This window comes from Bacteroides nordii, from assembly GCF_019930665.1.
In the GTDB taxonomy this organism is placed as follows: Bacteria; Bacteroidota; Bacteroidia; order Bacteroidales; family Bacteroidaceae; genus Bacteroides; species Bacteroides nordii.
On the sequence record NZ_CP082886.1, the window covers coordinates 3,881,831 to 3,905,478 of the forward strand.

Below are 23,648 nucleotides of genomic sequence, written 5' to 3' on the forward strand. Positions count from 1 at the left end.
TCATCTTATTATAACTTTATAACCTCTTCCAGTTCCATCGAAACTTTCTCCCACTCTTCCACTGTACGGTCAAGTTGTTGTTTAAGCTTCTGATGTTGTTCATAAAGAGCCATATTTGCAGCTCCTTCCGGTGTAGTCATCTTCTCTTCGAGAATAGCAATGGCAGACTCTGTCTGTTCTATCGTCTCTTCACAATCGGCTACCTGGCGTTCGAGCTTCTTTATCTTTTTATTCAGTTCCTTCTGAGCCTCATAAGAAAGTTTATTGTCCGAAGGTGCTTCTTCTTCGGAAATGCTATCTCTTTTTACTCCGGTAGGCGACGTTGAAAGTGCCGGCCCCTTTTGCAGCTCATTCAGGCTTTCCATCTTTTTCTTCTGCAAGAAGTCGTAAATACCTCCGATATGCTCTTTTACAAGGCCACCTCCAAACTCATAGACTTTAGTTGCCAGTCCATCTAAAAAGTCACGGTCATGGCTGACGAGTATCACCGTACCGTCAAACTCACGAATCGCTTCTTTCAACACATCCTTTGAACGCATATCCAGGTGGTTCGTCGGCTCATCGAGAATCAGGAAATTTACCGGTTCAAGCAATAGCTTGATCATGGCAAGACGCGTACGTTCACCACCCGAAAGCACTTTCACCTTCTTGTCCGAAGCTTCGCCGCCAAACATAAAGGCGCCGAGAATATCGCGGATTTTAAGGCGAATATCTCCGGTTGCCACACGGTCTATCGTATCGAATACCGTCAGATTCTCATCCAACATCTGTGCCTGGTTCTGAGCAAAATAACCGATCTGCACGTTGTGTCCAATGGTGAGTTTACCTTCATAATCGGTAATTGCTCCCATAATACACTTTACCAGGGTAGATTTTCCTTCACCATTCTTTCCTACGAATGCCACCTTCTCCCCCCGATTGATGGTGAGGTTGACATCGTGAAAAACAACATGAGCACCGTATGCTTTCCTGACATCCTCACAGATAACGGGATAATTACCACTACGGCTGGAACAGACAAATTTGAGACGAAGGGCGGAATTATCTTCTTCATCTACCTCTATGCGCTCTATTTTCTCCAGCTGCTTGATACGGCTCTGTACCTGTACGGCTTTAGTTGCTTTATAGCGGAAACGTTCGATAAAATCTTCGGTGTCCTGTATCTGTTTCTGTTGATTCTCATAGGCACGGAGCTGCTGTTCACGGCGTTCTTTACGCAATACGACAAACTCGTCGTATTTCACTTTATAATCGTAGATCTGTCCGCAGGTGATCTCAATGGTACGGGTAGTGACATTATTGAGGAAAGCCCGGTCATGGCTGACCAGCACTACGGCATTGGCACGTGTAGACAGGAAGTTTTCCAGCCATTGGATACTCTCGATATCAAGGTGGTTGGTTGGCTCATCCAATAGCAATACATCCGGACGACGAAGCAGAAGTTTGGCCAACTCGATACGCATACGCCAACCTCCGGAAAACTCCGATGTGGAACGGTCAAAATCTTCCCGGCAGAAACCAAGTCCCAACAGTGTACGCTCTATCTCGGCACGAAAATTCGTTCCGCCCATCATCAGAAAGCGGTCATTCTCATGCGTAAACCGGTCTATCAACTTATGATATTCTTCTGATTCATAGTCCGTACGGTCTGCCAGCTCCTGATTCATTCGTTCCAGATCTGCCTGCAACTGAAAAATATGTTCAAAAGCCTGTTCAGCTTCTTCCATTACAGTATGCTTGTCAGAAAGTATCATCACCTGAGGCAGATAGCCGATCGTAACTTCTTTAGGAATGGCAATTACACCCGATGTAGGGCTTTGTAAACCAGCCAGAATCTTAAGCATGGTCGATTTGCCGACACCGTTCTTACCCACCAGGGCTATACGGTTCTTTTTATTTATAACATAGGACACGTCCGAAAACAAGGGCGTGGCATTAAATTCTACGGTAAGTCCTTCTACTGATATCACTTTGTTAATGAATAATTGATATTGGGCTACAAAGATAGAAAATTATCCCTTAACCAATAAGGGTTTAGGCCGTAAATTGCTGACATCTGTCAGTTCCACCCAGAAAACGATCATCTTCACTCTTTCGGTTCATTTGAGCTATCACACTACCACTCCACATCCTCTGATGTGAAGGGAATTTGCACTCCATTCATCGCCTTTCTATCCAAAGAACTATAACCGGGGATGGCATTGAACGATACTGATGATGAACGGATATCTTTGTTCATCGTGGTAGCCCGTCCCGAAATCATGCCGACAGCAACATTCAGTAACTTATCATTGTCTTTATCTCCCAACTCAATATGCCCAAGTATCATACGGTCATTACCCTCCAGTTTCCAGTCAGGAATAAAACCATCTTTATATTCCGAATTTCCCTCTGCGTTAGATATTTTACAAACAATGGGATGCAGTTCATAGTCATACTTATCACTTGTCAACGTAATAGATCCCACATTCTTACCCTCAGTCTGCTCTCCCAGCAAATATACTTTATAGAAAGGACGAAGCCCGTTAATCACAGCTTCGGAAGCGGAGGCGGTTCTACTACCGGTAAGTATAAACAGACGGGGCAAGTCCAGATTTTCATCCGTCTTGTCCAATCGGTAAGTAACCGTTTTATCCTGCTTATCGTTATACTTCAGGTTACAGAATATTTCTCCCAAAGCAGACTTTGGAGCAAGTAATTCGGCCAACAGTTGGGCAGACGTCACCAAACCACCACCATTGTAACGAAGATCAAGAATAAACTCTTCCACTCCCTCTGCCTTAAACTCTGCAAACCGCTGACGAAGTTGTTTGTCATAGGTTGTATCTTTATCGCCATCGGGTCCGGATGTAAAATGATTGTATACCATATACCCCACTTTCTTATTTCCGGTAGACTCATCCTGATAAACCTCTGTCAGCAAAACCGGATTGTCTTCTATCAGGGCCGGAACCAGTTCCATAGAATGCGTCACCGGATTATTCCAACCATCAGAAACAGCCAGAACAACCGTTTTATCACCCAGCAAATCATATATGTTACTATTATTAGTCCACGTTCCGTTTATCTTATGTATCCAGTCACCACGTTTCAATCCCTTTTTCTCTGCCGGAGAACCAGGTAATACATAAAGTACATTGGCGGCAAACTTTGTGCCTGTATTGTCTAATTGCCAATTCTGAAACTCAAAGCCCAAAGCAGGTTCCCCGCCCATATAAGACCGTGTCGTTGTGGAAGCGGTTTTCTTTTTTATCGTAGAATAGTAATAATGCCCGCCAGATACCTGCGGATTATTCTTCCCATCTTCTTTTGACAAAAGAGAACGAAAGAATGTTTCCGGCTCAGCATTAAAATTCAGCTGCTTTTTATCGGGGATATCACTATACCAAAGATACCAGCTACGCATAGTGGCGTCGATCCATTGATTGACAGCTTTATCGCTTTTATCATCATCCTTTTCACAAGAAGAGAGCGCGCACAGGAGCCCCAGCAACAGACACACCCGGCAATATGCGGAAAACTTAATCATAACTACCTTTCTTTTAGTTTGGAATGTACAAGGGGCAAAGGTACAAAAAAAGGGAAAGCTACTGCTCTCCCCTTTCCTATTTCTGTTATTTTCTATCGATTAGAATAGTTTTGCAGGATATTCGCCGGCATCTACCAAAGCCTGAATTTTGTCTACAACACCCTGACGGTCGTCAGCATATGTCACACCAAACCATTTGCTGGTAGTGTCCAATACTTTCACACGTGCAGTTCCATCGTTAATCAGCTTATTCACCATCAACGGAATAAAGTATTCCGACTTCAGGTTGCCCATATTCTCTTTGAGGAAATCTTTGAAGAACTCTTCAGAATATTCAAAATAATCGGGAGTGAAGCCCCACATGTTCATAGAAACCGGAGTATTGTCGGCAATCGTTTGCATCACACCGTTTTCATCTTTGAAAGATACTTTGCCATCTATACGCTCGATAGCAGTACGTTCAACTACCGTAGTCAGGTAACCGTCTGCATTTGTCTCGCATACACCACGAGCAACAGAACCACTTTCACTCAGCGTATTACCTACACGATAGCCTACCATGCAATAGTCATCTTTCTTTCCGTCCATCTCGCTCAGTGCAGCACCCAGTACAGCAAAGCTGTCACGACCGTAGAAATCGTCAGCATTGATAACGGCAAATGGCTCCTTGATCACATCTTTACCCATCAGTACGGCATGGTTTGTTCCCCATGGTTTCACACGATCGGCAGGGCAAGTAAAGCCCTCGGGCAGATTGTCCAGTGCCTGGAATACCAGTTCTACCGGAATATGGTTCTCATATTTACTCAGAATTTTATCGCGGAAGTCTTTTTCGAAATCTTTGCGGATGACGAAAACAACCTTGCCAAATCCACCACGGATAGCATCGTAGATAGAATAATCCATAATAGTTTCGCCGTTAGGGCCCAGTCCGTCAAGTTGTTTCAATCCCCCATAACGACTACCCATACCGGCAGCGAGTACAAATAAAGTTGGTTTCATAACTGTGTAATATTAAAGGTTAGTAATGTCAATGTTGTGATAACGGTGCAAAGGTAAGACTTTTTTAGTTGAAAATTGAAAATTGAAAGCTTATTTAGTTGACAGTTGACAATTGACAGTTGACAGTTGGCTGCGCTATCACGCTGCACAGTACTTCTCCCCTCTCCATTCTCCCCTCTCCCTTCTAAAACGGGTATCCGATTGCAAAGTGCAGCCCCAACTGTTTCCAGAATGCACCTCTGACATTGTAATATCCGGATTTCCCGGTATCATACGGATCATGTAGAGGGACTCCGCAATCAAGGCGGAAGATCAGAAAATCAAGGTCATAACGCAATCCGGCACCTGTGCCGAGAGCTACCTGCTTCGGAAATGTTTTGAGACGAAGTTGTGCATCAGGTCGTTCAGGGTCATAACGCATCAGCCACACATTTCCGGCATCCAAAAAGACAGCACCATGCAGGTCTTTATAAATGCGGAAGCGATATTCGATATTTGCTTCGAGACGTATATCCCCGGTCTGGTCAAGATAAGAGAATTCACTCTTCTCAGGATGATAACCACCAGGACCGATGCTACGCACGGTAAAGGCACGGATACTATTGGCACCACCCACATAGAACTGTTCATTATAAGGAGCTACTGTTGAGTTACCATAAGTCCAGAGAACCCCTCCGGCTATGCGGGCAGCAATGGCATTATTACGGTCTAACTTCCAGAGATAACGATAGTCTGTATTCAGTTTAAGAAACTGGGCAAACGGTGCACCTAACAGCTTCTTATTCTTCTCACTAAACGGCTGGCCGAATATACGATAGATACCAGAGGTAATATTACCGGCAGAAGTAAAAGTGGTCTGCCACCAGACAGGGTTGCGTACACTGCGAACCGAAGAGTTATCATATGTGTAGGTGTACTCCATAGCCGGAACAAACTGATCCTGCAAACTGAGTAACAATGCCTTATTCTTTTCTGCAACTTCCTCAAAAGCCGCAGTACGGTGTTGCAACACATTAAACGTCAGGCGGAAAGGAGTCAACGAATGCCGGTTGGTAGGGGTCGGTTGAAAATCATACGTCGCGTTTCCACCAAAAGAGAGTAACTTGTAATACTTCGCCCGGTTCATCTGATCGGCATACAACTTAAAGGTAGTAGAAGCCGGGAAGTCATACTCACGACCGCCAAACCGGGGGAACACTACACGCGGAAACATAAGGGAAGTTGAAGCTCCCATCTCCCAGCTGTTCAATAAAGAAGAACCTTTGCCTCCTCCGGTTTGCCATTCATAGGCACCTTTCAATTTTACATTCCAGGTTTCACCACCCCCAAACACATTGTTACGGGTGACGGAAAAAGAAGCTCCCGGGCCTGTCTGATCATTACTCTTTGTAGTAACATTCAGTTCCAATTCCGCATCCAGCGGTTTGTCAAACGTAGCTTGCAGATTGACATCCAGTGTATCACAAGCCACCGTTGTATCTCGTGGTGTATATTGTATATCCATGTAGCGGAAAATTCCCAACTGGGCCAGTTTTTCTTGTACACGTTGCTGCCGGTACTGACTGTAAAGGCGGCTACGCTGCAATTTGCGCAAAGAATCATTCTTCACATAAGCCTGATAATTCAGCCACCGGTAAAGCATATTGGGACGTACCTGCATCTTCTTATAATAATGTATCTTCATGCCCCGGTAGTCCATACTGTCATTCGGTTGTTCCCCATTTTTGCCTATCAGGTAGACGGTTTTATTTCCTACATAATACGGACGTTGTGCAGCTGCAGGCAGACCCGGTACAGGAATAAGCCGTAAACTGACATGCCCCCCGGGCACAAGTGTAGTATCTGCCTGATAAGTCATATAATCAGGACGGAAATAGAAATATCCCAGATTACGCAACAAAGTACTGATACGATTGCGCTCTTCGTCCAGATCGCTTACATTAAACTGCTCACCCGGAGTAAGTAATGAACGGCGGCGCCCCCGCTCCATAATACGAAGGGTCTGTGGTGTGAAGCGACCATAATATACCGTATCAATAAAATAGGGATCACGCATCTCCACCGTATACTCCACTCTTGCTTTGAGGCTATCCTTCGGATTGACAATGGTTTGTTGCGTCACTTTCCCATTGAAATAGCCATAATCATGCAGCAAATTGGTAGCTACCTTAACACGAATATCCGGGTTCACAGTAGAGATAAATACAGGTTTTGCCGCAAAACGATTGAATATCCATTTACCAAAACCTTTCTCGTACTTCACAAAGTCATTATACACCCACATGCCGAAGGGGATAGGCAGAATACCAAATAACTTCGTTGACGGACTTTTATCCAATGCAGCCGTAACCTCACTGATAGCCGTTTCACCCACAGGAGTGGTAGAAGCATCTTTAAAGATATTTTTATTTCCCGTATACAGCACTTCGCCTTCGGGCAAATGTTTTGTAGTGGAACAGCTGAATAATGTGCCAATAAGGAAATATGCCAATATGCCAATAAAAAATAGAGATATTCCTCGTTTGCCGGTTATTCTTACTATTTTCATTTCTTCTTCTTTTTAAAAATAAACAATTCACTCAGACGGTCCATCTTCTTACGAAGCACAAGGCCAACGCCAGTCTCAGTAATCTCACCTTCAAAGACACTTTCATAGTTCTTGTTGTGGAACAGACGGATATAACGTGTCCCCGACTGATCCAGGCGATACTCTAAAGAGATGTTGTCAATAAACGATTCTACATCATTGGTAGCATTGGCTCCGGTAGAGACTTTACCTCCCAGCACAATCTGGAAACGATCGTTAAAGAGACGTTGTGAGTAACGGAAACTATAATCCGTCCGCTTACCGCCCGCATCCGAATCATCATGGTCTTCGACACCGAACGACAGACTGGCATTCTTCATATTTCCGGTAAGAGCATTAATCTGGCTGGCAAGTACCGAGTTCAGGGCAGCTCCCATATTCAGGTTCATACCACCGCCACTACCCGAATCGGCAAGGAATATACCTGTAGCCAACATTGCCACGGCCTGTTTACTACGTTCGTCCGGCCCCATTCCCGCCAATTGATTTTGTACCGAAGCATCATCGGGTGCATCAATTTCAAAAGCCAATGAAAGATTGTCGAGGCGATTCTTCACAACAATAGAAATGTCAAAGTTCACCATTCGCGACGTACCATCCTCCTGCGATACAGAAGCCCGCATACGCTCCGTAGCCCGGAAGTTCAGTAAAGGATCCATCGGATTACCCGTCCAGTCCACATAGCTTCCGTTCTGTATCCGGAACTCTTTCAACGGAATAACCGGAAGAGCATATTTCATCATTCCCCCGGTAAGGGTATAACGCCCGGTAAGGGTCAGATCTCCTTGTGGTGTATATTGCAAAGACAAATCACCTCCACCTTCCAGCTCAACACGGCTGCTACGGTCTGCACTCAAATCGGCCTTCAAGCGGACAGCCGGATCGATGTGTACAGTCATAATCATATCCAGTCCACCCAAAGAAAGAGTCGGCACCTCTTCTTTATTTAAAGAAGTGGTATCTGCAAACGAGGTGAAAGTCACCAGATCACTCAACCGGTCCTGTACGGTGAGCGGAGAGTCAGTAAGTACATAGGTAACATCCGTATTGCCCAGCAAATTCACATTACCACGCATCATTAGTGCTTCCAACGGGCCGCGGACCGTGGCATCAAGGTCAACAAAGACCTTACCATAGACCATACTTTCCTTCGTCCGTTTGGCATTGAGCAATGTATAGTTCTCAGCAAACAGTTTCAGGTTTGCCATCGGACGACTCATATCGCGAAAGTCAACATAACCGTCAATACTGAACGGATTTTTACTGGTGGTATAAATAGCAAATTTATCAAACACGATGCGATTATTCTGTACTTGTATCGGACGGTTATCAAATGTAAACCGGGCATCTGCCTGACGTGCATAGACAGAAACACTATCCAGTGACAATCCGCCGTTTATCAACGGAGTGTCAGTATATCCTGTAATATGCAAATCACCATCCATATCACCGGAGAGAGTTACCACCTGATCGGGTACAAACACATTAGCAATCGTAAGCGGGAAATGCTCAAGCGTGGAATTCACCACAATACTGTCTTTCCCGGAAATCGTAGGATACAACGCTCCGTCAGCAACCATAATCTCCGTACCTTCATGTGTCAGGTACGTATTCACATACTGTTTGCCAGCCTCACCCGGAAGCCAGGTAGCTCCCAGAGAAACATCACCGATACGTTGGCGCTCGTAAGTCAGCTCATCAATGCTGGCTTCAGCAGAGAGCTCCAGAGAGTTTTCCGTTTGTATATAGTGGGCTTCGGCAGAAAGCAGTCCGGTAATATCGGGCATATAGGGCAAGATACTAAACAGTTCATCCAACCGGATACGGCGCAACTCGACATCCATATTCTGCAACGAAACCGTATCACTTGGCAGAGACTGCATCCGGATTCCCATCCCTTCATTATCCTGCATATCTACATTGGCATAAACACGCATATTATTGTGCAGATAAATCCAGTTGTGATGCTCCTCAAAGCGAAACTTATGGAAAGCAATGACAGGCTCTTCCGGTATCAGGGTCAGGGCAATTCCATTCCCCTTACCACGACCACCATAAAGAGGCTTGGCGTTAACTCCAAAAAGTAATCCGGTTTTTCCCTTATCATTAATATACTGTGCAGTCAATTCGGCATCCTTATCACGGATTTCTCCTGTAAGAATCGATTTAAAAGAGATCTGCGGATTCTTTGGCCCATTGATTACTCCACCATGCAGACTGATGCGGCTTGTGTCTTGCTTCAAAGTGAGGAAAATAGTATCAAGCTGCAAAGTATCTATCTTGAGTGCATGAAGAGAAGCCTTGCCATTAATTCCCCAATCGGGCGCACAGCCTATTTTAACAGAAGCATCTTGGTACGATATTTTCTGTGTGGCAAGATACCATGCCATCGGATTATTGCGTCCTGCCGAGAAAGAAAAGATTGCGGTAGGCAATGCTTTACGCAACTCTGCATGATTCAGTTCTTTATTATCCAGTTGCCTCATCAGTATATCGGCAAAGTGGGTAGACTGGCGAATCAAAGGTTCTAATCCGGCACGGGCACTAAGGTTCAGCTTCAAGTCGCCGGAAGTAAGATGGGTAAATACACGCTCTTTACGAACTTCTCCGGTAAACTGGAAAGCCAGTACTTTCTCCTTCCCTAAACTGACGCCCACCAGTTTTTCAGTGTCGAGCGAAGTAACATCCAGTTCTACTTTTCCATCCGGATAACGGTGGGCAAGATGATATTCCGCATCGGCTTTCATCTTCAACAAGGCATTGTCACTGGTCAACTGTGCCGTAGCAACTGCATTCTTAACTGCTCCCGAAAGTTCAATACCGGAAATCCGATAATCGGCATAATGCAGTTTATCAATAGATGCATTGACTGTAGCAACCGAACGATAAGAGGTAAAGTCGAGCCCACGCCCACGGGCAGAGAGGGAAGTGGTCAGTTCATAAATAGAATCATGCGGAAGGAAATGATTCACCTGCAGATCTTCAATCTTCAAATCGGCACTGTATACTTCGGTATTTGTATTAAGATTGGCGGTAAGATTCAACCTGCCTTCTTTTTCTTTCAGTTGCAAACGGGCATCGTATTTAGCTCCCTCCATGCCTAAGCGGGCATCAAGTAACATACTGTCCGGAATAACCAAAGGTGCTCCGGGCTTCATGTCTGCCAGCGCTGTCAGGAAGTTAAGGTTTCCGGTTCGCATCTTCAGGTCAATAGCAGCAGAACGAGTGACACTATCCATCAAATTATATAACTCTCCACCACCATCCAGAGAGAAAGCACCGGGCAGATCAATCTTAAAACGGGAAATCTGCATTGATTTCAGGTTTCCCTCTGTGCCCGCCTGAACAACAAGGGGCCGGAAGGGATAGGCGTCTTTGAATGCATCAGGAAGTTCACCGGCAAACAAAAGCACATCTTGTTTACCAATAAGAGCATTGAAACGCGCAGTCAGACGTCCTGTAGTAGGAATATTTACCAGCTCCCAATATGTCTGGGCAGTCAGGTTCATTTCCGAATGGGGAGTAAGTAAGCGGAAATAAGGCACACGGATCAGTGTACTATCAGCAAAGACGCGTCCCGTAAGAGAAGTTACACTGAGTCCGGAACGCTCATTCATGGAGAATTCACGAATGACTGCGTTCATATTACGTCCCTGATAGAGAACAGAGTCAATCCCGATACGGATATCACGCAAGGCAATGTGTGAAGGGTCAAAACCCTCGGCAGGCAAAGCATTCCCCGTATCATAATTGACCGAAGCTCCTGTCAGCAGAAAGGACCGCAAACCATAAAACTGCTGTTTAAGGTCGGCAGACACATCATTGACAGTTGCCTCACCCACATGGGCAGCCATACGCATGGAATCAGCAGGAAGTTGCATGCTGAAAGAGACATTCTTCAGATTAAGTGCATGAAGATTTACTTTCCAGTTGACAGGAGCCGAAGCGGTGTCCGGCTTCTCCGTAGTAGTGGTATCTGTAAGAATAAGTCCGATATGGGTATCGGAAAGCTCTGCACGATTTATAACAGCTAACTCATTGCCAAGATCTACCCCATGGCTTTCGAGAAAGAAGCGCCCCAATACACCACGAATCTGCATACCTTCTATCAGATTAGCCGAATTGACAGCTACGCGCTGAATAGTGATATCATCCACTTCTATTTTTCCTTTGAACAAAGGCATAGCCTGCACATGCACATTAAGACTGGCCAATGTGAGTAACGTGTCCGGAGCCTGTACGACCTCTACATCCCGTACTAACAAGTTTAATGGGAAACGGAGATCAATACGTCCGACATTGATTTGCATACCGGTAGCCTGAGATGCATATGCAGTGGCCTGCTTCCGTAGAAAATTCTGTACGGGAGGCACATAAAGCAGTATCATTAGTACTACAAAAAGTAGTATAGGAGTGAGTATAACCCAACTCACCCATTTTATCCATTTTCGTTTCATCAAGCGTGTTTCAATACTTTAAAGAGATACAAAGTAAACAAATAAATCCGTGAAAAAGATTTAGGAGTTCAATAAATACTTCCTTGCTTCCTCTACAACCAACCGTAGTAAAGGCAATACAGCCTCTGTTTCTTGTTTCACTTCATCAGAAATGTTATCATCGCGCCGAGCTTCCAGCCAGGACAATAACGGCAGTATATTTCCTGCCCCTATCAAAGTCAGCAACGGAAGCAATTTATGCGACATACCAGCAATACCAGCCATATCTTCATCATCCAATGCCTTCTCCATCCGACCAATATTTTTCTCTGTTTCTTCTATAAAGGAAGAGATAATAGAACGTGTAGCCTCCGGTTCGTATTCAGTAAAGGCGGCAAGAGCTTTGAAATTCAGAGAATTGACAGTTAGAGAGTTGACAGTTGACAATTGACAATTGACAGTGGGCTGCGCTACTGTACTGCATACTAATGGCTCCTCCTTCACTGTCAATTGTTCACTGTCCACTCTCAACTGTCCACTCTCAACTGTCAATTGTCCACTGTCAACTGTCAATTGTCCACTGTCAACTGTCAATTGAATAAGCTCTTTCACCGTAAATGGTTTATGCAGACAGCCGGCAAAACCATGTTCCAGAAACTCGGCTTTATTCATATCGCTGCGGGCCGTAACGGCTATAATCGGAATTGTTTTTGCTTGGGGAATATTGGAAGCACGAAGTAGTTTCAACAGATCAAAACCGTTAATAGCAGGCATCTGGACATCTGTAAGCAATACATCAAAATGATTCTCACGAAGTTGCTCTGTCAACTCGTCAAGTTGCTCGCAACAAGTAGCATGAATGCCCTGCTGCTCAAGCATGGCAGCAGTGAGTGTCAACTGTATTTTATCATCATCGATAAGAAGAATATTTGCCACAGGAACCGGAAGCTGTGTTCCTTCATCCTCTTCGGCAGCAGGAACAGTATTCGTATTATTTATTACAGATTGCTTTTGGTCTTTATAGTCTGATACAGCTTTACCTACCGGGTATAATGGCAAAATCACTGTAAATGTGCTCCCCTCACCTACTACACTCCGCACATCAATTGTACCTTCAAGCAAAGTAACCAATTTGTGCACAATAGAAAGTCCAAGTCCAAAACCTTCTTCACCTTGAGCACCGGGCAGTCGGGTAAACTCCTGAAAAATACGTTCCCGGTCTTTGGCAGCCATCCCCTTACCGGTATCCGTTACATCAATGTGCAAACGAGACGAAGAATAACTTACCGAAAGCGTGATCTCTCCTTTGTAAGTAAACTTCACAGCATTGGAAAGCAGGTTGTTCACAATCTGACGAATGCGAAGCGGATCACTGATAAAATGCTCATCAAGTTCCGGAGCTATCTTACAACGAAGCACAAGTCCTTTGGCTGCAGTAAGAGGTTCAAAGCTAATGCGAATTTCTTCAAAAAGCTGTGAGGGATTGAAAGTAACGCGGTTGACTTCCGCTTTATTCAAGTCGAGACGATGGAAATCGAGCAAGTCACTGACCAGTTTCAACAGATGTTGTGAAGAGCTCTTCATATTATCCAAATAGAAGCGCTGACGTTCATCTTCCGTAAGACGAACCAGCAAATCAGTATAGCCTATGATAGATCCAAGAGGTGCCTTAAAATCGTGGGTAATAGCAAGCATTAATTTTTCACGGGCCTCCAGCAGATCTTCGGCACGACGGTTCGCGTCTTCCAACTCCGCCCGATAACGATTACTTCGAGTTATATCTCTCCAGATCAATATAAGAAAAAAGGCAGAAAGTAACACGGCACCTACAGCAATTCCTCCAATGGTACGGGCAGAACGCTGACGAATATCCTGCTCCTTCTGGGCATTGAGTTGTGCACGTAACACAACATTTTGTTCATACTCTTTCACCAGACTATCAATACGGGCCGTCAGTTGTGTATCAAGACGTCGGAATTGCACATTTCTCCGCCGGATAGTAGTTTTCTTCTTTGCCCGCTTCTGCTCGCTGGCGGTACGAATCTTCTGATGCAATGAATCAGCAGGATTATAAGCTTCAAGAATCGTATCGGTAGCAAACTCTTGTGAGGTGTTTACCAATACAGCAGTATCTTGTTTGGAGGGAACAAAAGCCTCGGCCAGCCTCTTAAAAAAACCTTTCTTCTTAGGTTTTGTAATAAGAGAATCACGGGTGGTAATTACGCGATGTTGTACACGCTGTTGAATAACAACCGAATCCTGTTCAGCGATGATTTCTTCAATCTCCCTGGCGGACAGAAGACTATCATTAGCCTCACTCAACACACGAAGCATCCGGATCGTATTCTGATCTTTTTCACGCAACAGCACCAACAAACTATCTGTCATCAGACTTTGTTGATCGTCCGAAGCCGAAAGAGTCTCCATCTCCCGGTGAACAAACACAAGAGAAAAGAGTAATATCGCCAACAGAAGAGAGTATCCAATGGCAATCTTTACTTTGGTAAAACGTGAAGGAGTCATAGGCAAAATGTTATAAGGTTATAGAGTTGTAAAGTTATAAGGTTGTAAGGTTATGGAGTATAGGGATACGATGTTATTAGATTAGGTTATCAAGCTCGCAAAATATAACATTATAGCATTATAACCTTATAACCCTATAACTTTACAACTTTTCTTTCGTTTTATAGTAGAATCGCCACCACAGCATGATACCCGCACTGGTCAATCCAAAAGGAAAAGCCATCCACACCCCGGTAATCCCCCAGTTAAGAACGAATCCACAGAAATAACCCACCGGCAAAGATATCACAAAATAGGCAATAAAAGCTATGAGCATCATCGGTTTCACATCCGAAATACCACGCAAAGCATTGGCAAAGTTTATCTGCATGCCATCACCAAGCTGATAAACCAGCATTGGAATAATCAGCATTACTACCATAGCAGACACCTCTTCATTGTCTGTGAACCATCCTCCCAGATAATTGCGGCATAGAAATACAATGCTTCCCAATACCACCGCCATTACCATAATCAACTGAAAACCGGCATAAGCAGAACGACGCACATTAACAATATCATCCTGTCCCTTAAAATTGCTGACACGTACCGCAACAGCAGCTCCCATGCCGTAGAACATCATAAACGTAAATTGAGAAATAGCACACATTATCTGATGTGAAGCCAACGCAATGGTGCCCAGCCAACCTATCATCACCGCACTTAAACTAAAAGAGGCTGTCTCCATTCCCATTTGAAAAGCAACAGGCCAGCCCAAAGCATTGAGACGGATAAACATTGGCCGTGACCACCCTAAACGGAAGAACCCTACTTTATAGCGCAGGAAACGACGACTATTGAAAAATATCACAGCAAATACAATCACCATGACAATACGGGAAAACAAAGTGCTGATACCTGCCCCTAATAATCCTAATTCCGGGAAACCTATCAACCCGTTAATCAGGATATAGTTCCCGATAATATTCAGAACATTACCACCCAACAATATCCACATCGCGGTTTTAGTATCGGTAATACCATCCGTAAACTGCTTAAAGCCATTGAATAGCAATACAAATACAAGAGAAATGAGCAATACTATGTAATAGGGCTTAATCAGTGGAAGTAATTCTTCCGGCTGCCCCAACCGTTCTACATTCAAAAACAAAATCCCCATTATCAGTGTCAGCAACAAGCCAACAAGCAGATTTGCCAGCAGGCTACAGCGTAAAGCCTGACCAACAGGTGCGAATTTCTTATTTCCATATAGACTTCCTATAATGGGGGTCAATCCATAGGAAAAACCTGTACTGAAAATAATAGCCAGGTTAAATACATTATTTACAAAAGAGGCAGCTCCCAATTCGCTGGTGCTATGATGACCGATCATCAGCGTGTCAGCAAATCCAAGGATAATAACTCCCAGCTGTCCGATGACGATGGGCAATCCCAGGAGAAACAACGCTTTGTAATGCCCCTTGTAGGTTTCATAGAAGTTTCTTAATCTCATGAAAGTAGTGATTAGTGATAAGTGATGAGTAGTTAGTGATGAGTGATAAGTGAGTAGAAAAAAGTATGGATATTAAAGGAACCTATAGCGCAGCCCGCTAATCACTCATCACTACTCACTTATCACTAACTCACTACTCACTACTTACAATTTTTAATACCACTCCGTTCGCCTTGTCAAAAGCTGTTTGTGCTACAGTTTGTAATTGTCCGGCAGTCACAGCCCGATAACGCTCTACCTCTTTTTCCATATCTTCAGCCGCTCCATTCAGCTCGAACCAGGCAAGATTAGTAGCGACATTCAGATAATTGATATTACCGAATATCTGAGTAGACTCAAATTTATTCTTTACCTTTTCCAGCTCTTGTGCAGCGATCGCTTCATTCTGTAAGATCTTTAACTCTTCACGCACAGCAGCTTCTGCCTCTTCCAAGGACACACCCGCCGAAGGTTTACCGGATATGTGAAACAATCCGGCATCTATCGAGCCCGAAATAGATGCGTCAATACTAGAAAACAACTGCTTCTCCTGTACCAGATGTTGATTCAGACGACTGGAACGGCCATTACTCAGAATATCCGACAATATATCAAATGCATAATAGTCAGGATGAGCGCGCTCACACATATGAAATGCCATAAAGAGTGCATCGAGGGGAACATTGCGTTCTACTGTTAAACGGCGCTCTTCTGTTTGTACAGGTTCCTGCGGCAATCGGCGTACCGGAACATCCCTACGCGGAATAGTTCCAAACCACTTCTCTGTAAGGGCCACTGCCTCTTCAAAGGAGATATTCCCGGTAACGGCAAGCACTGCATTATTAGGCGCATAGAATCGGAAAAAGAAATCTTTCACCTCATCCAATGTAGCATTAGCTATGTGCGACAACTCTTTACCGATAGTAGGCCATTGATAAGGATGCTCTTTATAGGCAAGAGGACGCAACAGATGCCCCACATCGCCGTAAGGCTGATTGAGACAACGTTGTTTAAATTCCTCCATTACCACTCCCCGCTGAACTTCCAGACTACGTTCATTGAAATCAAGACTCAACATGCGGTCAGATTCCAACCAGAAACCTATTTCTACATTCTGGCGGGGAACGGTAAGATAATAATTAGTGATGTCATTATTTGTCCAGGCATTATTTTCTCCGCCGGCAAGTTGAAGCGGAGCATCATAATCGGGGATATTCACTGAACCACCAAACATAAGATGCTCAAAAAGATGAGCAAACCCTGTATGTTCGGGATGTTCGTCCCTTGCTCCTACATTATATAATATATCAAGAGCTACCATCTGGGTACTATCATCCTGTGAATGGACCAGCCTCAGCCCATTGGCTAAAATATGCCTGTTTATCTTTAACATCTTAATCTAATACAGATACTTTAATAATTTTCACATCATCTTCCGGACGGTCACTACGATCAGTCTTCACATTCTGTATCTTGTCTACAATATCCATACCGTCAACGACTTCACCAAACACAGTGTATTCTCCATCCAGATGAGGAGTACCACCTACAGTAGTATAAGCTTCTATCTGTTCTTTAGTAAAATGAAATTCCGGCTGCTTAGCAGCTTCTTCCTGAGCCTGTGCAAACAGTTTTTCCTGCAAATCATACAATCCATCCTCATCATTGGCTTTACGCATCTTATAAATCTCTTTCATATGTTTCTGCGCCAATGCATTAAAAATATTAGTCAGTTTGTTTTCGTTCATCTGTTGCTCCATACCCAGTAAAGTAGAATCATTGTAAACCTTTCCGGTTACAATATAGAACTGACAACCGGACGACTCCTTATTCGGATTTACATTGTCCCCTTGACGAGCTGCTGATAAAGCACCTTTCTTATGGAAATATTTCGGATAAACAAACTCAGCCGGAATGGTATACCCAACATCACCGGCACCCAGCATTTTACCTTTCGGAGCATTCTTTGAATCCGGGTCACCGGCCTGCACCATAAAATCTTTGATCACACGGTGAAACAGTGTACCGTTGTACATACCTTCTTTAGCCAGTTTAATAAAATTATCTCTGTGTTTCGGAGTCTCATTGTAAAGTTTCACCTTAATATCTCCAAGCGAAGTTTCAATCTTCAACATTGTTTCTTTCTGATTTTCCATATCTACATTTTTCTTTTGACCTGGTTTACAAGAAGCTACAGCTCCACAAACCAATATTGTTAATAGTATCAATAAATTCCTTTTCATAACGCTTTCAATTAATTTAAGTTTGCAAATATACGATTTTCGTATAAAACCTCTTACCTTTGTAACTCACAAAATGGCTAAAGATAATATCATGAAATCCATATTAATAGTTGAAGATGATATAACCTTCGGCATGATGCTGAAAACCTGGTTAGGGAAAAAAGGATTTGAGGTGGACTCGACAAGTAACATTGCCCGGGCAAAGAGATGTATCGAAGCACAAATGCCTGACTTAATTCTCTCCGATCTCCGTCTTCCCGATCAGGACGGCATCCATTTATTAAAATGGATGAATGAACAGCATATGGATATCCCATTGATTATCATGACCGGATATGCAGATATACAGTCGGCAGTCCAGGCCATCAAACTGGGTGCACGAGACTATATAGCCAAACCGGTAAACCCGGAAGAACTTCTCAAAAAAATGTCCGAAGCCTTACAAGGCAAAGAAAACGGAAAACCGGTATCCGACAAACAACCATCTGCTCAAAAACAGCACTCAGTTACTTCTGACAAAAGGCATGCTTACCTGGAAGGTGAAAGTGATGCCGCCAAACAATTATATAATTATGTGGGGCTGGTGGCACCAACCAATATGTCTGTCCTTATTAATGGTGCCAGCGGAACGGGAAAGGAGTATATAGCCCATCGTATCCATCAACTCAGTAAACGAGCTGATAAACCTTTTATAGCCATTGACTGCGGTTCCATTCCCAAAGAACTGGCAGCTTCGGAGTTTTTTGGTCATATAAAAGGTTCTTTTACCGGTGCACTAACAGACAAGACCGGTGCTTTCGTAGCCGCCAACAGCGGTACAATTTTCCTTGATGAGATAGGAAACCTCAGCTACGAGGTACAGATACAGTTGCTTCGTGCTCTTCAGGAACGCAGAATACGCCCATTAGGATCTACACAGGAAGTTACAGTAGATATCCGCCTCGTTTCTGCCACCAATGAAAATCTGGAATCAGCGATAGAAAAAGGAACTTTTCGCCAGGACCTATACCATCGTATCAATGAGTTTACGTTACGAATGCCAACTCTTAAAGAACGTGGAGAAGATATTTTATTATTCGCCAATTTCTTTCTCGATCAGGCCAACCAGGAGTTAGATAAACAACTGATCGGATTCGATGCCAAAGCCTCACGCATGTTACTCGATTATCATTGGCCGGGTAATTTACGGCAGATGAAAAACATTATCAAGCGGGCAACTTTACTTGCACAAGGTAGTTTCATTACTCCTGTTGAGTTAGGTGCAGATTTACTTGAAACGCCTTCTACTCCGTCTAATATTTCTTTAAAGAATGAAGAAACAGAAAAAGAACATATCCTCGAAGCACTAAGACAGACAGGTAATAACAAAAGTAAAGCAGCACAAATGCTGGACATTGACAGAAAAACACTCTATAATAAACTAAAACTTTACGGGATCGATTTATAGAAAAAAGGTGTGGATTATTTCCACACCTTTTTTCTACACCCTCCACACATTTCCACACTTCTCTACACACGTCAAAAGGCGGAATAAACAAATAAACTCCTATATACAAGACATTTACAAGAACATATATATTTTTGGCACATCCTTTGAACTTATATAACCGTAAGCGTTCAATAACAAAGTCCAACGATATAAATAACTTAAAAATATATAGTCATGAAAAAATTAGTATTAGTAGTAGCAATGTTTATGTTTGTTTGTGGTGGTTCAATCTTTGCAATGGCTCAGGATCCTGTTAAGACTCAGCCCGCAACTGAAAAAACAGAAAGCACAGAGGAAACAACAACTTCCGAGCCTGCAAAGGAAGAACCCAAAGCTGAAGAGCCCAAAACAGATGTACCTGCCACAGAAACTCCTGCACAGGATGCTCCGGCAACAGAAGCTCCTGCTGCTGAATAAGATATAAAACCTAACCTACCTTAACACGAGAGAATTGAAATTAATTAAAGATCATCTCTTTAAAGCAAAGAAATTATGAAAAAGTTTGTATTAGTAGTAGCAATGTTTATGTTTGTTTGTGGTGGTTCAGCCTTTGCATTGGCCCAGGATCCTGTTAAGACCCAGCCTGCAACTGAAAAAACAGAAAGCACAGAGGAAACAACAACTTCTGAGCCTGCAAAGGAAGAACCTAAAGCAGAAGAACCGGCCCAAAATGCTCCGGCTACTGACGCCCCCGCTTCAACAGAAACTCCTGCTCAGTCTGCTGAATAATAGTAAGCACACTACCATAAAAAGCCATCCCTGCTTCGTCTATTCCGGGGGTGGCTTTTTTGTATACCCAAAGTATACACTCTTTATACACCAAAGTATACTTGCTTAGGATACTGTATATCATCATTATACACATCATAAAGCCCTATATCTGCTACAAAAACACCCGGATGTTCTGACAGAAAACACCCGGATGTTCTACATCAAAACACCCGGGTGTTTTCAGCAAGAACATGGGGATGTTTTTACTATTAAACCCTTGAATTATCTCTGGTTGAAAGCTATTACTTTGCTACCCGAAAGTGTACTGTTAATAATAAGATAAAGGTAGCAATCTATTGAAGGGATTCGTACAAACGATTATCAGAACATCTCAAACCCATTCCACAAACTTCCTGCAGGAACAGGAGCATCCAACTCTATCAATTCCTTAGACACAGGATGTATAAATTGCACATGCCGTGCATGCAGACAAATACTACCATCGGGATTGGAACGTGGCGAACCATATTTCAAATCCCCCTTTATGGGGCACCCCATCTTAGCAAGCTGGCAACGAATCTGATGATGACGTCCGGTTTTAAGATCAACCTCCAGAAGGAAATAATTCTGTGACCGGCCTATAAGCCGATAGTGAAGAATCGCCTTCTTACTATTAGGTACTTCCTTCTCATAGGCGTAGCTCTTATTCTGCTTCTCATTACGCACCAGGTAATGAACTAATTCGCCTTCCGCTTCCTTCGGAGCATCTTTCACAATAGCCCAATAAGTTTTCTTCACTTCACTGTTTTTGAACATTTCATTCAAACGGGGAAGTGCCTTACTGGTCTTGGCGAAAATAACAAGACCGCTTACGGGGCGGTCCAGCCGGTGAGTAACACCGATGAAGACATTGCCAGGCTTTGCATATTTCTCTTTCAAATACTGCTTTACAGTTTCGGAAAGAGGCGTATCACCCGTTTTATCTCCCTGAACGATCTCGGAAGCGGCCTTATTGACTACTATAATGTGATTGTCTTCGTATATGACGGTCATACCGAAGAATTACATATTCATACCACCATCTACCTGGATCACCTGACCAGATACATAAGCAGACATATCAGAAGCCAGGAATGTAGCAATGTTAGCCACATCTTCAGGCGTACCACCACGGCGCAAAGGAATCTTCTTTGCCCATTCTGTCTTTACCTCTTCAGACAAAGCAGCAGTCATGTCTGTAATAATAAAGCCCGGAGCAATGGCATTGGCACGGATACCGCGAGAGCCCAATTCCTGTGCAATAGACTTAGCCAAACCAATCATACCTGCTTTTGAAGCAGAATAGTTAGCCTGTCCTGCATTTCCGTGAACACCCACTACAGAAGCCATATTGATAATGCTACCAGCTTTCTGACGCATCATAATCGGTGTACAGGCATGGATAAAGTTGAATGCAGATTTCAAATTGACATTAATAACCATATCCCACTGCTGTTCGCTCATACGCATCATCAAACCGTCACGTGTGATACCTGCATTATTTACCAGAATATCAATACGTCCGAAATCCTTATGAATATCTGCTACTACCTTGGCGGTATCTTCAAAATTAGCAGCATTTGAAGCATATCCTTTAACTTTCACACCCATTGCTTCTATTTCTTTGGCCGTATTTTCAGCATTTTCGTCAATCACAAGATCAGTGAATGCAATATTTGCTCCTTCTGAAGCGAATTTTAAAGCGATAGCCTTACCAATACCACGAGCAGCACCCGTTACAATGGCTGTCTTTCCATCTAATAATCCCATACTAAATTGATTTTAATTAAATTTCTGTTCTATGAAGTGCGCCAAACACAATGTTGGCTACGTATTTTTTCCGGGTTTCCATATCCAGATTGGCTCCTATATGCCCACGGATATAAGGGACTTCTATCCCTTTCACACAATAATGCACCAATGAAGCAGTCATATCAACATCATCGATATGAAAAACTCCTTTATCTTTACCTTCCTGCAATACCCCCTTGAAAAGTACCATCTCCTTTGTATCAAACTTCTTACGCACTTTTTCAACTCTCCATATATCCCGAAAGAAGTTTGCACGCAGTGTTCCATTACGATATACCACCTCTTTTACCGCATCCAACCGTGTATAAATCATCTCAATAATTTTCTTGTCAGGTGAAATATTCTTCTCTGCCACACGTTTCATCATATCCGAGAGTATATCCAACTCAGACTCAACAACAGCCAAATAAATTTCATCCTTACTTTTAAAATAGGTATAGAGGGTTCTCCTGCCTTTTTTTGAAGCGAGGGCAATATCATTCATTGTGGTATTCTCCACTCCCATCTTCGCAAAAAGCTGACGGGCGACGTCTACTAATCTGGCTTTCGTTTTTGATACGGTCATAGGTTATAATTGCACATTGCTGAATAATTTGAGCAAAAGTAATTCTTTTCTTTCTACCCTACAAGAAAAATACGAGATTATTAACATTTGTATATTAATATATGCCAAGAAAAAATCTCTCATATACCTTGTTCATTATCAATACAATAAACGTGTATTGGATTTTTTTTAGAAAAATAATTCAGAAATAATTTGCTTATTCAATCAAAAGCCGTACCTTTGCACTCAGAAAACATCGCGGAGTGGAGCAGTTGGTAGCTCGTTGGGCTCATAACCCAAAGGTCATTCGTTCGAGTCGGATCTCCGCAACTTACAGAAAGAGAAGCAATTGCTTCTCTTTTTTTATACCCGAGAATCACTTCCCGGAAGCGATATAAAGATGAGGCTGATCCGTTTTTTTTCGGACCAGCCTCATCTTTTCAGAAAATAAATACAATGTTATCCTCATTACTCCTGAAGCAAGACACGGGCTCCAGTTTTTAAAGTGACTCTCAATTCTGCATCTTTATTTCGGGGAATCCAAAACATCTGACGACACTCTCCCCGGGGAAGTTCACACCGATGCTTATAGTCGCCGCTCAGGTATTCCGTATCAATATCACTCTTCTCTACTCTCCAATTTTTCATCCCATTTAGATTAATGTGCAGATCCCGAATTGTACTCCGGTATACATCGAAGGAGCCTGAAAAGACCTCTGTATTCAATGCACGAAATCTACAGGAATCAACTAAAAATGATTGAAACATGGTCCGGACAGAAAGGCTGTCCAATGTTAAATTGGAGAGGGCAACGCCCAATCCGCCCACATGATTGTAAATGAGTTTCAAGGTTGAATCTGCTTCCAGATTAAATTTCAATCCACGGGTGGGCAATTCATATTCGCCCTTTTTATCTGAAAACAGTTTTTCATCGTAACGGAAAGAGACGAACAAGGTGTCCTTTTCACGTTCAACCGTAAAGTATTTGGAAGCTCCTTTGGGATAAGAGAACGTCTTAGTCTCCCCCTGTCCAGGTTTTACCCACAATCTGCCCAACAATGGGATGTACACATTCTCCTTATCGAGTCTAAACTTTACGGTGTGAACGCCTGTCGCATCCATCGACACGGATTCCGGGAAAAGTTCTTTGTCCTCCTTTGGCTTATTGCCGGCTACTGAGGCATAAAAGACAAAGGCTAATAATACCAGCAGCCCCAATACTAATATTCCTATAAGTATATAAGTTGTACGTTTCATAAATC

The 23,648-nt window shown here is 43.2% G+C and carries 16 protein-coding genes and 1 tRNA gene; 4 read left to right on the forward strand and 13 right to left on the reverse strand.

Annotated elements, in window-relative coordinates:
* Window positions 1-8 precede the first annotated feature (8 nt).
* The 9 genes from K8P02_RS15370 to K8P02_RS15410 all read right to left on the reverse strand — a co-directional run bounded on the left by K8P02_RS15370 (window position 9) and on the right by K8P02_RS15410 (window position 17,791).
* Window positions 9-1,970, reverse strand: coding sequence for an ABC-F family ATP-binding cassette domain-containing protein (locus tag K8P02_RS15370; RefSeq protein ID WP_223381501.1), 1,962 nt, complete (start codon window positions 1,968-1,970; stop codon window positions 9-11).
* A gap of 146 nt (window positions 1,971-2,116) precedes the next feature.
* Entirely contained in the window at window positions 2,117-3,529 is a 1,413-nt protein-coding gene (locus tag K8P02_RS15375) for a S41 family peptidase (RefSeq protein ID WP_025867961.1), read from the reverse strand.
* 99 nt (window positions 3,530-3,628) lie between these two features.
* Window positions 3,629-4,531: a glycosyltransferase family protein gene (locus K8P02_RS15380; RefSeq protein WP_002562701.1), complete on the reverse strand. Its 903-nt coding sequence runs from the start codon at window positions 4,529-4,531 to the stop codon at window positions 3,629-3,631.
* A gap of 184 nt (window positions 4,532-4,715) precedes the next feature.
* Window positions 4,716-7,079: a translocation and assembly module lipoprotein TamL gene (gene tamL / locus K8P02_RS15385; protein ID WP_044158497.1), complete on the reverse strand. Its 2,364-nt coding sequence runs from the start codon at window positions 7,077-7,079 to the stop codon at window positions 4,716-4,718.
* Window positions 7,076-11,575: a translocation/assembly module TamB domain-containing protein gene (locus K8P02_RS15390; protein ID WP_223381503.1), complete on the reverse strand. Its 4,500-nt coding sequence runs from the start codon at window positions 11,573-11,575 to the stop codon at window positions 7,076-7,078. The genes tamL and K8P02_RS15390 overlap by 4 nt, the downstream gene beginning before the upstream one ends.
* A gap of 60 nt (window positions 11,576-11,635) precedes the next feature.
* On the reverse strand, window positions 11,636-14,077 hold the full coding sequence (locus tag K8P02_RS15395) for an ATP-binding response regulator (protein WP_025867959.1): 2,442 nt from the start codon (window positions 14,075-14,077) through the stop codon (window positions 11,636-11,638).
* Window positions 14,078-14,219: 142 nt separating this feature from the next.
* Window positions 14,220-15,569 (reverse strand): MATE family efflux transporter, encoded by a 1,350-nt coding sequence (locus tag K8P02_RS15400; protein ID WP_025867958.1) that lies wholly within the window; start codon window positions 15,567-15,569, stop codon window positions 14,220-14,222.
* A gap of 133 nt (window positions 15,570-15,702) precedes the next feature.
* Window positions 15,703-16,941 carry a M16 family metallopeptidase gene (locus K8P02_RS15405; RefSeq protein WP_025867957.1) on the reverse strand — a complete coding sequence of 413 codons (1,239 nt, stop codon included), beginning with the start codon at window positions 16,939-16,941 and terminating at the stop codon, window positions 15,703-15,705.
* Window position 16,942: 1 nt separating this feature from the next.
* A complete protein-coding gene (locus K8P02_RS15410; protein WP_007487691.1) occupies window positions 16,943-17,791 on the reverse strand; it encodes a peptidylprolyl isomerase in 849 nt (282 codons plus the stop codon).
* A gap of 91 nt (window positions 17,792-17,882) precedes the next feature.
* Here K8P02_RS15410 and K8P02_RS15415 point away from each other — a divergent pair, with 91 nt between their 5' ends.
* The 3 genes from K8P02_RS15415 to K8P02_RS15425 all read left to right on the forward strand — a co-directional run bounded on the left by K8P02_RS15415 (window position 17,883) and on the right by K8P02_RS15425 (window position 20,009).
* Window positions 17,883-19,238 (forward strand): sigma-54-dependent transcriptional regulator, encoded by a 1,356-nt coding sequence (locus K8P02_RS15415; protein WP_223381505.1) that lies wholly within the window; start codon window positions 17,883-17,885, stop codon window positions 19,236-19,238.
* A 216-nt stretch (window positions 19,239-19,454) separates the two neighbouring features.
* Window positions 19,455-19,697, forward strand: coding sequence for a hypothetical protein (locus K8P02_RS15420; RefSeq protein ID WP_002562709.1), 243 nt, complete (start codon window positions 19,455-19,457; stop codon window positions 19,695-19,697).
* A 75-nt stretch (window positions 19,698-19,772) separates the two neighbouring features.
* Window positions 19,773-20,009: a hypothetical protein gene (locus tag K8P02_RS15425; RefSeq protein ID WP_025867956.1), complete on the forward strand. Its 237-nt coding sequence runs from the start codon at window positions 19,773-19,775 to the stop codon at window positions 20,007-20,009.
* A gap of 363 nt (window positions 20,010-20,372) precedes the next feature.
* Here the strand turns inward: K8P02_RS15425 and K8P02_RS15430 are convergent, their stop codons facing one another.
* From K8P02_RS15430 to K8P02_RS15440, 3 genes are read right to left on the reverse strand one after another with little or no spacing between them, the layout of a single operon-like run.
* Complete coding sequence (locus K8P02_RS15430) at window positions 20,373-21,044, reverse strand: RluA family pseudouridine synthase (protein ID WP_002562711.1); 672 nt, start codon at window positions 21,042-21,044, stop codon at window positions 20,373-20,375.
* A 9-nt stretch (window positions 21,045-21,053) separates the two neighbouring features.
* Window positions 21,054-21,800 carry a 3-oxoacyl-[acyl-carrier-protein] reductase gene (gene fabG / locus K8P02_RS15435; RefSeq protein ID WP_002562712.1) on the reverse strand — a complete coding sequence of 249 codons (747 nt, stop codon included), beginning with the start codon at window positions 21,798-21,800 and terminating at the stop codon, window positions 21,054-21,056.
* Between the two features lie 16 nt (window positions 21,801-21,816).
* Window positions 21,817-22,407, reverse strand: coding sequence for a TetR/AcrR family transcriptional regulator (locus K8P02_RS15440; protein ID WP_002562713.1), 591 nt, complete (start codon window positions 22,405-22,407; stop codon window positions 21,817-21,819).
* Between the two features lie 236 nt (window positions 22,408-22,643).
* Between K8P02_RS15440 and K8P02_RS15445 the strand changes: the two genes are divergently transcribed.
* Window positions 22,644-22,716, forward strand: a tRNA-Met gene (locus tag K8P02_RS15445).
* A 138-nt stretch (window positions 22,717-22,854) separates the two neighbouring features.
* On the opposite strand, the gene K8P02_RS15450 is transcribed toward K8P02_RS15445, so the two are convergent.
* Entirely contained in the window at window positions 22,855-23,643 is a 789-nt protein-coding gene (locus K8P02_RS15450; protein WP_002562763.1) for a hypothetical protein, read from the reverse strand.
* Window positions 23,644-23,648: the final 5 nt, after the last annotated feature.

Excerpts from the sequence above, each read along its gene's own strand:
- K8P02_RS15380 (WP_002562701.1), bottom strand. The coding sequence starts at position 4,531 with ATGAAACCAACTTTATTTGTACTCGCTGCCGGTATGGGTAGTCGTTAT.
- K8P02_RS15405 (WP_025867957.1), bottom strand. The coding sequence starts at position 16,941 with ATGTTAAAGATAAACAGGCATATTTTAGCCAATGGGCTGAGGCTGGTC.
- K8P02_RS15425 (WP_025867956.1), top strand. The coding sequence starts at position 19,773 with ATGAAAAAGTTTGTATTAGTAGTAGCAATGTTTATGTTTGTTTGTGGT.
- K8P02_RS15390 (WP_223381503.1), bottom strand. The coding sequence starts at position 11,575 with ATGAAACGAAAATGGATAAAATGGGTGAGTTGGGTTATACTCACTCCT.
- K8P02_RS15410 (WP_007487691.1), bottom strand. The coding sequence starts at position 17,791 with ATGAAAAGGAATTTATTGATACTATTAACAATATTGGTTTGTGGAGCT.
- K8P02_RS15420 (WP_002562709.1), top strand. The coding sequence starts at position 19,455 with ATGAAAAAATTAGTATTAGTAGTAGCAATGTTTATGTTTGTTTGTGGT.
- K8P02_RS15400 (WP_025867958.1), bottom strand. The coding sequence starts at position 15,569 with ATGAGATTAAGAAACTTCTATGAAACCTACAAGGGGCATTACAAAGCG.
- K8P02_RS15415 (WP_223381505.1), top strand. The coding sequence starts at position 17,883 with ATGAAATCCATATTAATAGTTGAAGATGATATAACCTTCGGCATGATG.
- K8P02_RS15375 (WP_025867961.1), bottom strand. The coding sequence starts at position 3,529 with ATGATTAAGTTTTCCGCATATTGCCGGGTGTGTCTGTTGCTGGGGCTC.
- K8P02_RS15440 (WP_002562713.1), bottom strand. The coding sequence starts at position 22,407 with ATGACCGTATCAAAAACGAAAGCCAGATTAGTAGACGTCGCCCGTCAG.
- K8P02_RS15395 (WP_025867959.1), bottom strand. The coding sequence starts at position 14,077 with ATGACTCCTTCACGTTTTACCAAAGTAAAGATTGCCATTGGATACTCT.
- K8P02_RS15430 (WP_002562711.1), bottom strand. The coding sequence starts at position 21,044 with ATGACCGTCATATACGAAGACAATCACATTATAGTAGTCAATAAGGCC.
- K8P02_RS15450 (WP_002562763.1), bottom strand. The coding sequence starts at position 23,643 with ATGAAACGTACAACTTATATACTTATAGGAATATTAGTATTGGGGCTG.
- fabG (WP_002562712.1), bottom strand. The coding sequence starts at position 21,800 with ATGGGATTATTAGATGGAAAGACAGCCATTGTAACGGGTGCTGCTCGT.
- tamL (WP_044158497.1), bottom strand. The coding sequence starts at position 7,079 with ATGAAAATAGTAAGAATAACCGGCAAACGAGGAATATCTCTATTTTTT.